We start from the raw sequence: 12,106 nt of genomic DNA on the forward strand, positions 1-12,106 counted from the left end.
TCTTCAGGCGCGCGATCCTTCGGTCACGACGGCCGAGGCGCTTCCGCATGGAGCTGATCGAACAACTCCGCGTGCATCGCGAAGGCGCGCCGCGCCTCGTCGACCACGGCGTCCGCATCGGCTTCGGTGGCGGCAGCGGCCTCGAGGCCGGCGCGGAAGCGCTGCTTGAGCTGGGCAGTCTCTTCGGAACGGCCGAAGTCATAGAAGCGCACGCCCTCGCCGCTGCGCAGGCCGAGCTGCTCCGAGACGATGCGCGCCAGCACCTGACCGCCGCTCAGGTCGCCGAGGTAGCGCACGTAGGCGTGCGCCACCAGCCGTTCCGGTTGCCCGGCGACGAGTGCGGTCAGATGCCGCGCGTACGCGGCGGCAGACGATTGCATTGCGATGTCGCTCGGCCAGTCGGGTCCGTGCAGCAGGTCCAGGTCCGCGCGCAACGCGGGCTCGCGCCACAGCGCCGGCGAGCAGACCGGCGCGACGCCGGGATGGGCCGCACAGGCTGCGAGCCCGGCCTCGAGCTCCTGGTAGATCGGGTGCAGGTTGCGCAGCAGTGCGCAGTAGGTTCGCTGCGGCATGCGGCCCCGCAGCAGTTGCTGCATCAGGGCGCTGCGTTCCAGTTCAACGTGCTGCGCTCGGGTCTCGCTTCGCAGGCGCTCGGCCAGGGTCACGCTCAAGAGGCTGCTCCATCGGATGTCCTGCTCCGATCATAGAGAGGTCCCGGGCGACCCGCGGCGCCACGAAAAAACGGGCGGCACGAGGGCCGCCCGAGTCCGGTGAAGTGCTTTGCCCTTTCACCTCCGGAAACGTCGTCAGCGCAGCGCCACCTCGACGCGCCGTGCTGCCGGATCCTCGCCAGACAGGTTGGCCTCGGCCGATTGCGGCTTCTCGAGCTGGATGCGATCCTCGGTGATGCCGGCCGCCTTCAGCGCGTCGCGCACCGCAAAGGCGCGCTGCTTCGCCAGTCCCTGGTTCTGCGACAGGGTGCCGGCCGCAGAGTGGTAGCCCGACAGCACCGCCTTCGAATCGGGGCTCGCCTTCAGCGCCTGGATCACCGGCGCCAGCGTCTTCTCCGCGTCGCCGGCCAGCGATGAGGAGCCCACGTCGAAGAACAGCACCGCGCTCTGTGCGGCTGGGGCCCCGGCGGCCGGGGCGGCGACCGACACCCGGGTGCCACCGGCGAGTTCGGGGTGGTCCTTCAGCATGCTCGCGCCGTAGAGCGGCTTGTAGGCGCCCTGGTGGCAGGTCGAGCAGTTGACCTTGGCCACGTCGCCGGTCGGCCCGTTGCGCTCGGCCGGGAACACCGACGTCAGCGGCTCCAGGTAGGCCGCGTTCAGGTCGCGCGCCATGCGGATGCCGTACCACGCCGTGGTGCGCTGCGGCGTGCTCTGATCCCAGGTCGAGAACGAGCGGCTGTTGTGGCAATAGGTGCAGTTGACGCCCAGCGACTCCGACATGTGGACCATCAGCCCGTAAGTGCCCTCGGTCTGCTTGATGGATTTCCGGTTGCCCGACGGCAGCGGCGTGTCGCCCACCACGCGGATGTCCGCCGCCTGCGACAGGTAGGCTGTGAACGGGTCGTAGGGCAGCGAGGTCAGTCCGACCGACTTCGCCGGGCTGTTCTGTCCCGCGTCGTCGCCGACCATGCCGGCCGTCTGCCTGTGCGGCGGCGCGCTGAACCAGGTCTGCGCCGGCACCGGCTGGCCGCGGTGGCAGGTGAAGCAGGTGACGCCGGTCTCGGCGACGTGCGACTTGAAGTCGGTGTTGATGTGGCGCGTCATCTGCAGCATCTTGCGGGCGACGACCTTGGTGTACAGCGCGTCTTCCGACAGGTCCTTGCCGGCGGCGTGGCAGTAGGTGCAACCCTGCTCGGGCGCTACCCACGCGGTGATGGCGGCCATCGTGCGCGTGAACTCGCCCACGCTGCTGTCGCCGAGCACCTGCACGTTCTTGAACACGTCCTTGGCACGCGGCCCCTCCGCGCTGACCGCCGGCAACGGCTCCGGCACCTGGTTGACCACCGCCTGAGCCTCCAGGGTGCGCGGGTTGTAGATCTGGTCCATGCCGGTGCCGCGGTAGCCGCGCTGCACGCTGTCGACCGGTGGTCGCTCGCAGCCGACGAGCATCAGCAGCAGGGCCGTCAGCGCGAGCCCCAGCGAGGTGTGGGCGATGCGTCTCATGGCTTCACTCCCTGCAGCAAGGACGGGTCCACGACCGGCGTGAAGACCATCGGGTAGACCGGCGCGACGTGGTGTTTCACGGCCCACAGGTACCAGTTGTCGACCACGGTGCCGGTCAGCAGGATGCCGATGCCGCCGCACAGCGGACACAGCACCGCGAACCACCAGGCCCAGCGATGGATCGACTCCATCGTGGCGTTGAAGCCCATGGTCCAGCGCCAGAACAGCGCGGCACGCTCGGAGGCGGTGCCGCGATCGACGATCTGCTCGATCTCGCGCTCGCCGCCGAAGCGACTGACCGCGAGGATGGTCGCGCCGTGCATCGCGAACAGCAGCGTCGAGCCGTAGAGGAAGGCGATCGACAGCATGTGGAAGGGGTTGTAGAACAGGTTGCCGTAGCGGATCGAGAAGGCCGCGGTCCAGTCGAGGTGCGGGAAGATGCCGAACGGCACCGCCTCGCCCCAGCTGCCCATCAGCAGCGGGCGGATGAAGCCCAGCACCAGGTAGAGCCAGATCGCCGCCGCGAAGGCCCAGGCGACGTGCGTGCCCATGCCGAGCGCGCGGGCACGGCGGTACATGCGCACCCACCACAGCAGGATCGACGCGGTGAGGAAGAAGCCCGCCATCAGCCACCAGCCGCCCTGGTTGAGCGGCGGCAGCTCCAGCCCGTACTGTGGCGGTGGCGGCTCGAGCGCGAGCCACGGCAGCTGACGGACGAACTGGATCGGATCCCAGTTCACCGAGGCCAGCATGTTCAGGCCGATGATCTCGAAGGCGATGAAGAAGCAGAGCAGCGACGCGAGGCCGAGCCAGCCCAGGTAGATCGGTCCGATCTGCGCATCGCCGAAGCGGCCGAGCAGGTGCACGTGCGCCGGGGGCCCCTCGCGCTCCTTGTTGCCGCGCGCGAGCGGAATGCCGGCATAGGCCGGCGCCACCGCCTGCACGCGGGTGAAGATGTTCTGGTACTCGGCCATGTCGGTCTCCTGCTCCTGCTCTGCTCTTGTTCTTCCGTCGGGACGGCGGGCGCTTCAGCGCCAGATCGGGAGGTTGAGCCACCAGCTCCACCACTCCGGCCAGCCGCGCGTCCAGAACGGGCCGCTGATGACGATGCAGACGGCGCTCCAGAAGCCGGCCGACAGCGCGAGGAACAGGCCCAGACGGTGGATGCCCAGCGTGCCGATCGAGTAGCCGATCGTGTCGCGGAAGAAGGTGTTCTCGTGTTCGGCGGTCTTCACCGGCTCGCCCGGCGCCGGGTTGGTGGACGACAGGATGAGCGCGCCGTGCAGCGACAGCGCGAAGGTCGTCGCGAAGAAGAAGCTCACCGCGAGCATGTGCGCGGGGTTGTAGTGGAAGTGCAGATACTGGTAGCCGGTGTTGGACACCCAGTCCAGGTGGCTCATGATTCCGTAGGGAAAGCCGTGCCCCCAGGCGCCCAGCAGCACCGGCCGCACCACGACCAGCGTGACGTAGGCCAGGATCGCCACCGAGAAGGCGAAGGGTACGTGGTAGCCGATGCCGAGCTTGCGGCAGATCTCCACCTCGCGCAGCGCCCACGACACGAAGGCGCCGATCGCACACACGGTGATCAGCTGCCACAGCCCGCCCTCCATCAGCGGCGCCATGCCCAGGCCGTACTTCAGGTCGGGTGGCGCGATGCTGATCTGCCAGAGGTTCCAGGTCGGGCCCTGCGAGGCACCCCATACGATCATCAGCGTGCCGACCAGCGCGAAGAAGGCCGTCGTGACGCCGAAGAAGCCGACGTAGAACGGCCCCACCCAGAAGTCGAAGAGGTCTCCGCCGGTCAGCGTGCCGCCGCGTACGCGGTACTTCCGTTCAAAACTGAGCATGGCCATGGTCACATCCTCATGCGGAAGGCCGACTGCACGTGGCCTTCGGGTTGCCGCGATTCACGGCAGACGGGTGCGGGCCGCCGGCCCGCCCCTCGTCCACCGCGGCTCGCACTGCGCCGCTACTTGGCGGGCACGGGTGCCGGCATCGGAGCCATCTGGCCCGCGACCGCCGGTGCCTTGCGAGCGCCTTCGAGCCAGTTGAAGCGATCGGTACTGAGCAGGATGAAATGGATCACCAGTGCCAGCACGAACAGGAAAGTGAAGAGAGCGACCAGCGTCCTGCGCGGATCGAAGAGTTGCCATAAGCGCCACATGTTTTTTCCTCCCTATGCACTGAAAGCGATGGCGATCGTCGCGACGGCCACGTCCTTGGCGTCGTGCAGGACCTGGGCGTAACCGCCCGCGCCCGGCAGCCACGGACGCCATTGCCACACCAGGAAGTGCGCAACGATCGCGATCAGCGTGAAGACGATGAAGCTCGTCATGAAGATGCTGTGAAACTCCTTGGCTTCCGTTTCCGTGAGTCCGGAAAGGGAGCCGCTCCTACTGTCAGCCATGGTGGTACCTCCAAATGAGCCTGTCGGCCGTTACCGCGAACAACCCCCGCGGAGGGGCTTGCCGCGGCGCATGCCACGGCAATCCTTGTGTCCGGCGGTGCCGGACCAGTCTTCGAATCGAGAGCGCACGCGCGGCGGCGAGGACGGGCTTCATGCCGGCTCTCCCTGACGCAGCGCATCGCGCGAGGTGACCACTCGGGCGGCCGTGACGCGGTCCTCGCCGGCACGCCGGGCATCGCGCTCGACGCGGTCGCGCAGGCGCTTGGCGGCCGAGATCTGCACCAGCACCGGCTCGGACTGCACGAACTCGCCGAGCAGTTGCTGCGCGTCGTCGTCCCACGGACGGGCATCGCCCTGGCCGAGCCGCGCCGGCGTCGGGTCCACGCGGTCCATTTCGCTGCCCAGCGGCAGGATGTGGAACAGCGCGTCGAACAGCGCGTTGCAGAACTCCTGCAGCAGGTAGGTCGCCCCCGCATAGCCCATGAAGGGCGTGCCGGTGTGGCGCCGGATGATCGGCAACGGGAACGAGGCCGGGATGAAGCTCGCGCGCATCGGCGAGCCCCCTCCTCCGCCCCCGCCGCCCTCGGCAAGGTACATGCGTTCGTTGTAGCTGCCGTACATCACCAGCGGCGGCTTCTCGTGCACGAGCTTGCGGACCGCCTCGTTGTCGGTCTTCTCGCCCGGCTTGCGCGCCACGGCAAAGTTGCACGGCAGCCCCAGCTCGTCGGCGAGGAAGTGCTTCACGCCGCGGGTGTAGGTCTCGTTCGCGACGATCGCGAAGCTCGCGGTGCCGAAGAAGTCCTGCGTGACCGAACGCCACAGATCCCAGATGGGCTTGATGGTGGTGTGCTTCTCGCGCTCGATGAAGGGCTCGGGGTCGAGGTGCAGCAACTCGCCGAGCCGGCGCAGGAACTTGGTGGTGCTGTGCAGGCCGATCGGCGCCTGCAGATAGGGCCGCTCCAGGGCCTCGCAGAGCATGCGGCCGAACTCGCGGTACAGGCAGATGTTGACGTCGGCCTCCACCAGCCGCGACACGTCGGCCAGGTGGCTGCCGAGCGGGAACACCATGTTCACCTCGGCGCCGATGCCCTGCACCAGGCGGCGGATCTCGGCCAGGTCGCTGGGCGAGTTGAAGGTCCCGTAGCTCGGGCCGATGAGGTTGACGCGCGGCTTCTCTCCGGCGGGTCGATCGGCGAACGGCGTGCGGGCCGGCACCTTCTTCAGGCCGTACTCGCTCCACAGCCAGAACATCGCGCGATTCGCGCACTGCCACTGGTCCTCGTCGATGGTGCGCGGCAGGAAGCGCAGGATGCCGGTGCCTTCGGGCGTGACGCCGCCGCCGATCATCTCGGCGATGGAGCCGGTGACCACCACCGACGGCAGATCGGGATCGAGCGTCGCATGCGCGCGCTTCATCGAGCCCTCGGTGCCCTCGCGGCCCAGCTGCTCCTCGGCCAGACCGGTCACGACGATCGGCAGCTCGTGGGGTGGCAGCGCGTCGGTGTAGTGCAGCACGCTGGTCACCGGCAGGTTCTCGCAGCCGACCGGGCCGTCGATGATGACCTGCAGGCCCTTGATCGCGGTGAAGACATACACCGCGCCCCAGTAGCCGCCCGCGCGATCGTGGTCGAGAACTAGCATGACGATGCCCCCGGCCATGCCAGCGCGCGACCCGCCGAGCACACGCCGCGGGTCCGGCTCCGCCGGTCCGCCGGCGTGCCCCTCCCGGGGGGGAGCGCCGAGGGCGCAACGGGGGGGGTCATATCATTTCCTCCGCCTTGCGCTTCTTGGCCATCTTCGCCATCTGGCGACGGTGATCGGCCTTGAAGGCAGCGTTGTCCTGGGGCACGCCCTGCGATGGCTCCCAGACGCCGGCGGTGTGCTGCGCACCGGCGTTGCCGAAGAACTCCTTCATCTCGTCGAAGCGCGCCTTGTTGCCGATGGCCGCATTGACCACCTGGGCCAGCGAGCCGGCGCCGGCCGGCCCCATCAGCGGGCGGGCGGAGATCAGGTTGGTGAAGTACAGCGCCGGGATCGACTGCTGCTTGGCCGCCTGCACGATCGGCGTGGTGCCGATCGCGAGGTCGGGTTGGAATTCGGCCATCGCCGCCAGGTCCTGCTCCAGCGAGGCGCGGTACTGCACCTGCACGCCATGCGATTCGAGCCACTGGCGGTCCGCGTCGCTCCACGCGGTACGCGGGCAGGCGGTGCCGACATAGCGCAGGTCCGCACCGCTCTCCACCAGCAGGCGACCCACCAGCAGCTCCGAGCCCTCGTAGCCGCTCAGCGTGATGCGGCCCCGGATCGGCGTCTTGCCGAGCACCGCCTTGATGACGGGCAGGAAGCGGTTCTTGGCGGCATCGATCTTGTCCTGCGCGATGTTCAGTGCGCTGCCGACAGCCTGCAGCCAGGCTTCGGTGCCGTCGTGGCCCACCGGCGCCGAGCCGACGACGGACCGGCCCGCGGCCTCGAACTCGCGGATGCTGGCGGTGTAGAACGGATGGATCGCCGCGACCGCTGCGCCGTCGAGCGCCGCATAGAGCTCGCGCCATTCGCGCGTCGGGACCACCGGACCGGCGGCCAGGCCCATCGGCTCGAGCAGCGCGCCGATCACCATCGGATCGGCCGGGAACATCTCGCCGAGCAGCGTGACCGTGGGCTTCCCGGAGCGCCCGGCCCTGGGTGCCTGCACCGGCCCGGCCTGGATCTCTGCGCGCGCGTAGCGCAGCATCGCGCCGGCCAGCACGTCCTTGGCCTCGGCATGGGTCGGCACGCCGAAGCCCGGCACGTCGATGCCGATGATGCGCACGCCGTTGATCTCCTTCGGCAGGATCTGCAGCGGCACGCCGCTGGCCGTCGGCACGCACAGGTTGATGATGACGATGGCGTCGTACTTCGCAGGGTCCGCCTGCTGGTGCACGGCGTCGCGGATGTCCTCGAACAGCTTGCCGGTCACCAGGCTCTCGCTGTTGAAGGGCACGTAGCCGACGCTGCGGCGCGCGCCGTAGAAGTGCGACGTGAAGGTCAGGCCGTAGACACAGCAGGCCGAGCCCGACAGGATGGTCATCGTGCGGCGCATGCGCAATCCGACGCGCAGCGAGCCGAAGGCCGGGCACATGCTCTGCGGCTGGTCGTGCGGGCCAGCCTTGGGGTCGCGCGGGTAGTCCTTCGCGTACTGGTCGAGCACCGCGCTCTTGCCGGCCGACTTGGCTGCTGCGAGCAGGGTCTCGCCGCCGGCATGGCAACCCATCCCGTCGCCTTCGAGGGCGGTCTTCACGCCGGGGGTCGGCGCGACGACGATGGGAGGAATGACGGCGCTCATGGGGCTGCTCGCTCAGACGTCGTCGTAGACCACTTCGAGGGTCTCTTTCCTGATCTCGGTCTTGCCGCACATGTCGAACTGCGTGGCCGGCTCGAGCACGACGTTGCGGCCCACGCTGTCGGCCGAGAACAGGCCGAGCAGCTGGTCCTGCGTCATCGGCTTGGGCCGCATCGGCGTGGAGTTGCCGACGTTCTCGGCCAGCTCGGCGAACATCGGGCCCCAGTCGGAGCCGGGCCGGCCGATGATTTCGTAGCTGGCACTCTTGCGGCGGATGTCGTCGTTGGCGGGGATGGTCGAGAGCACCGGGATGCCCACGTTCTCGGCGAACTTCGCCGCCTCGCCGGTGCCGTCGTCGCGGTTGATCACCATGCCGGCCACGCCGACGTTGCCGCCGAGCTTGCGGAAGTATTCGACTGCCGAGCACACGTTGTTGGCCACGTACAGCGACTGCAGGTCGTTGCTGGCGACGACGATGACCTTCTGGCACATGTCGCGCGCGATCGGCAGGCCGAAGCCACCGCACACCACGTCGCCCAGGAAGTCGAGCAGCACGTAGTCGAAGCCCCACTCGTGGAAGCCGAGCTTCTCGAGCAGCTCGAAGCCGTGGATGATCCCTCGCCCGCCACAGCCGCGGCCGACCTCGGGGCCGCCGAGTTCCATCGCGTAGACGCCGTCGCGCTTGAAGCACACGTCGCCGATCGCGACCGCCTCGCCGGCCAGCTTCTTCTTGCTGCTGGTCTCGATGATGGTCGGGCAGGCCTTGCCGCCGAACAGCAGGCTGGTGGTGTCGCTCTTCGGGTCGCAGCCGATCAGCAGCACCTTCTTGCCCTGCTGCGCCATCATGTAGCTGAGGTTGGCGAGCGTGAAGCTCTTGCCGATGCCGCCCTTGCCGTAGATCGCGATGATCTGCGTGGTCTTGGCGATCGGCGAGGTGACGGGCGCTTCGGGCTCGATCGCGGCCTCGGCGCGCAGGTCCTTCATCATCAGCGTGATCGGCGTGGCCTTGGCGGCGGAGCTCGGTACGGCAGTGCTCATGAGCAGGCTCTCCAGTCGAGGATCATCTTCAGACAGGCCGGATCGCCGAAGGCGGTGCGGTAGGCGGCGTCGGCGTCGCCCGGTTCGGCGCGGTGGGTGATCAGGCCGTCCAGCGACAGCTGTCCCGACTCGGCCAGCGCCTTGGCGGCCTGCAGGTCGGCCGGCTGCCACTGCGAGGCGATGCGCAGCCGGGCCTCGCGCATGAAGGCCGGCGGAAAGCTGAACGTGAGCGTGTCGTAGAAGCCGGCCAGCACCACCTCGCCGCCAGGGGCGAGGCGCGCGATCAGCGTGTCGAGCAGCGCGGCATCGCCGCTCACGTCGCAGATGCAGCGGTAATCGCGCCGCGTGTCTTCGGCCGGGTCGATGACGGCATAGCCGGCCGCGCCTTCGCGCCGCGCCGCATCGGTGTCCCACACCACCGGCGCGCCGCCGGCCATCACCGCGAGCCGCGCGATCATCCGGCCCAGCACGCCGTGGCCGACGATGAGCTCGGGCAGTCGGCAGCCCTCGGCCAGGATCGCATGGTGTGCGGTCGCCGCCAGCGCCAGCAACACGCCCTGCTCGCCGAGCGATTCGGCGATCGGCAGCGCGCGCGCGCCGGGCACGACCACGCGCGATGCGGCACCACCGAACAGGCCGCGCACGTCGCCGAAGCAGCGGGCGCCGGGCACGAACACGCGCCCGCCGAGCCGTCCGCCGGAGCGTGCGCCCGCCGCGCTGATGCGCCCGACCGACTCGTAGCCCGGTACCAGGGGGTAGCCCATGCCCGGGAAGGCCGGCATGCGGCCGAACCAGAGCAGCTTCTCGGTGCCGGTGCTGATGCCGCTCCACTCGATGTCGACCACCACGTCGTCCTCGGTCGCCGCCTCGAGATCGAGCCGGCTCAGCGCGAGCTGCTCGGGCTGCTCGAGCACGACGGCGAGCGCGTTCACGCAGAGCCTCCCGGGGTCGATCGCGGTGCTGCGGTGCGCGCAGGGCTGGAAGGGGGGCGAAGCATGTCGGGCTCGTTGGCAGGTGTTTGTGTCATCTTAAACTTACTCAATCATGTGTCAAGCATGATTTACAGCTAGTCCGCTTGCGCGACTGACACGCCGGGATGGGCCAGGATCAGGCTGGTCTGCAAGGGCATGCGAGTCGGCAGGATCCGGATCCGCGCGAAACCCGCTGCCTCGAGCATCTGCGTCAGTCGCGCGGCGGTGCGCGGCCGACCCTGGCCCATGGCCAGCAGGTAGAAGCCGAAGTAGGCGTCGCCCATCGGCTCCTGCCCTCGGGTGCCGGCCATCGGCTCGGCCAGCAACAGGCAGCCGTGGGACGGCAGCGCGGCGCGCACCGCCTTCAGCAGCATCAGCGCCTGGGCATCGTCGTGGTCGTGGACGACGCGGATCAGCGTGGCAATGTCGGCCCCGGTCGGCAGCGGATCGGCGAGGAAGTCGCCACCGGCCACCACCGAGCGTTCGCCCAGGCCCTGCGCTGCCAGCCGCGCGCGCGCGCGCGCCGCGACCGCCGGCAGATCGAACAGCATCAGCCGCAGCCGCGGCGCCCGCAGCGCCGCCTGCGCGAGGAAGGCACCCTCGCCGCCTCCGACGTCGAGCAGGCAGCGATGGCGTGCGAGCGGGTAGGCGTCGAGGATCTGCTCGGCCACCAGCGGCTGCGAGGCTGCCATCAGGGTGGAGTAGTCGGCCACGTCGGCAGCCCGTGCCGCGCCGGGCGTGGACGCAGCCGCATAGGCCCAGTAGCGCGAGAGGCGCGCGGGCCGGTTGTCGTCGCCACGCAGCAGCGCAACCGGGTCGCTCAGGTCGGCGTACAGCGCGGCGTGGTGCTCGACCATCGCGGCCAGAGCCCGGTTGCCGACCATCGGCGCGCCCAGCGGCCCCAGCCCGTAGCGCCCGCCGCTCCGCCGCTCGGCGAGGCCGAGCGACACCGCGGCGTCCAGCAGGCGTTCGGCGGCGTCCTCGGTCAGGTCGAACCGCAGCGCCAGCGCCCGGAGGTCCTGCGGCCCCTCCGCCAGCACGTCGAACGCACGCAGCCGCACGCAGGCGAGCAGCACCTGCGAGTAGACGAAGCCGGCCACCAGATCGAACAGCGCGCGGGCCCGCCGCTGTGCGGTGCGGCGCGTGAACGGGAACGCCGCCGCCCAGCGCCGGAAGCGGGGGCTCGCCAGCAGCGCATCGCGCTGCGCCAGCCAGCGCTCGCGCCACGCCACGCCGTGGGGCGGTGGGCGGGCCGCTTCGGCGATGTCGAGCGGTTGCATCGCAGCGGCGCGTCGGCGCGGATCAGGCGGCCACGCGCACCAGCTCACCGCTCAGGGACTGGGGCACCAGGCGCTCGGCCTCGGCGCGCACCAGCGCACGCAACTGCGACGCGCCCGGGCAGGGCGGGATCGCCGCGATGGCCCGCTCGACCAGCCCGTCGAACAGCCGCACCGCACCCTCGAGCCCGAGCTGGCCGGCGGCGCTGGGGCGGCACAGCGCGGCGTCCCGGCCCATGGGCTTGCCCAGCAGTTCGGGATCGGCCGCGACATCGCGGATGTCGTCGGCCACCTGGTAGGCCTCTCCGAGACAGCCGCCGAGCGCTCGCCACGGTTCCGGCTCGACGCCGCAGGCCTGCGCCCCGGCCATCGTGGCGGCCACGAACAGCGCACCGGTCTTGGCGCGCTGGTACTGCGCGAGCGACACGCGCGGCTCACACTCCCAGGCCTGGCCCGCGACGATGCCGTTGGGCATGCCGACGCCACGAGCGATGGTGGCCAGCAGCGGCGCGAGCCGTTGCGGCGAGCGGACCGCGCCCTCGGACAGCGACTGGAAGGCCAGCACGATCAAGGCATCGCCAGCCAGCACCGCCAAGCTTTCGCCGAACGCGAAATGCACCGAGGCGCGCCCGCGCCGTGTCGCCGCATCGTCGAAGCACGGCAGGTCGTCGTGGACCAGCGACGCGCAATGGAGCAGCTCGATCGCCACCGCTGCGGCCTCGCTGAGGCCGGGGTCGTCATCGCCGCAAGCCTGCGCCACCGCCAGGCACAGCTGCGGGCGGATGCGCGCGCCGCCGGGAAACACCGCATGCCGGATGGCGCCAGCGAGCTTCTGCGGGCAGTCCTCCTGCTCGCCGGTGGCGAGCGCTGCCGCCAGAGATTGCTCAATGCGTGTGATCGGCTTCATCGTGGTTCTCCAT

12 protein-coding genes are annotated in these 12,106 nt (G+C 69.9%); all 12 read right to left on the reverse strand.

Features of this window, described 5'->3' with window-relative positions; genetic code table 11:
* Positions 1-23 precede the first annotated feature (23 nt).
* A complete protein-coding gene (locus ASC67_RS04510; protein ID WP_235566224.1) occupies positions 24-665 on the reverse strand; it encodes a heme oxygenase (biliverdin-producing) in 642 nt (213 codons plus the stop codon).
* A 141-nt stretch (positions 666-806) separates the two neighbouring features.
* Positions 807-2,174 carry a photosynthetic reaction center cytochrome PufC gene (pufC, locus tag ASC67_RS04515; RefSeq protein WP_082535824.1) on the reverse strand — a complete coding sequence of 456 codons (1,368 nt, stop codon included), beginning with the start codon at positions 2,172-2,174 and terminating at the stop codon, positions 807-809.
* Positions 2,171-3,148, reverse strand: coding sequence for a photosynthetic reaction center subunit M (pufM, locus tag ASC67_RS04520; RefSeq protein ID WP_056315586.1), 978 nt, complete (start codon positions 3,146-3,148; stop codon positions 2,171-2,173). The genes pufC and pufM overlap by 4 nt, the downstream gene beginning before the upstream one ends.
* Before the next feature lie 54 nt (positions 3,149-3,202).
* On the reverse strand, positions 3,203-4,027 hold the full coding sequence (gene pufL / locus ASC67_RS04525) for a photosynthetic reaction center subunit L (RefSeq protein ID WP_056315588.1): 825 nt from the start codon (positions 4,025-4,027) through the stop codon (positions 3,203-3,205).
* A gap of 116 nt (positions 4,028-4,143) precedes the next feature.
* On the reverse strand, positions 4,144-4,338 hold the full coding sequence (gene pufA / locus ASC67_RS04530) for a light-harvesting antenna LH1, alpha subunit (protein WP_056315591.1): 195 nt from the start codon (positions 4,336-4,338) through the stop codon (positions 4,144-4,146).
* 12 nt (positions 4,339-4,350) lie between these two features.
* Positions 4,351-4,581 carry a light-harvesting antenna LH1, beta subunit gene (gene pufB / locus ASC67_RS04535; protein ID WP_082535825.1) on the reverse strand — a complete coding sequence of 77 codons (231 nt, stop codon included), beginning with the start codon at positions 4,579-4,581 and terminating at the stop codon, positions 4,351-4,353.
* A 150-nt stretch (positions 4,582-4,731) separates the two neighbouring features.
* A complete protein-coding gene (gene bchZ / locus ASC67_RS04540) occupies positions 4,732-6,222 on the reverse strand; it encodes a chlorophyllide a reductase subunit Z (protein WP_056315783.1) in 1,491 nt (496 codons plus the stop codon).
* A 118-nt stretch (positions 6,223-6,340) separates the two neighbouring features.
* A complete protein-coding gene (bchY, locus tag ASC67_RS04545; protein ID WP_056315599.1) occupies positions 6,341-7,903 on the reverse strand; it encodes a chlorophyllide a reductase subunit Y in 1,563 nt (520 codons plus the stop codon).
* Positions 7,904-7,915: 12 nt separating this feature from the next.
* Positions 7,916-8,938: a chlorophyllide a reductase iron protein subunit X gene (locus ASC67_RS04550; RefSeq protein ID WP_082535826.1), complete on the reverse strand. Its 1,023-nt coding sequence runs from the start codon at positions 8,936-8,938 to the stop codon at positions 7,916-7,918.
* On the reverse strand, positions 8,935-9,870 hold the full coding sequence (bchC, locus tag ASC67_RS04555) for a chlorophyll synthesis pathway protein BchC (RefSeq protein WP_056315602.1): 936 nt from the start codon (positions 9,868-9,870) through the stop codon (positions 8,935-8,937). The genes ASC67_RS04550 and bchC overlap by 4 nt, the downstream gene beginning before the upstream one ends.
* A gap of 134 nt (positions 9,871-10,004) precedes the next feature.
* Complete coding sequence (locus ASC67_RS04560) at positions 10,005-11,189, reverse strand: methyltransferase (protein ID WP_056315605.1); 1,185 nt, start codon at positions 11,187-11,189, stop codon at positions 10,005-10,007.
* 22 nt (positions 11,190-11,211) lie between these two features.
* The gene (locus tag ASC67_RS04565; protein ID WP_056315612.1) at positions 11,212-12,093 is read right to left on the reverse strand and encodes a polyprenyl synthetase family protein; all 882 of its coding nucleotides are present in this window, start codon (positions 12,091-12,093) and stop codon (positions 11,212-11,214) included.
* Between the last annotated feature and the right edge of the window lie 13 nt (positions 12,094-12,106).

This window comes from Methylibium sp. Root1272 (assembly GCF_001425905.1).
Classification (GTDB): Bacteria; Pseudomonadota; Gammaproteobacteria; order Burkholderiales; family Burkholderiaceae_C; genus Methylibium.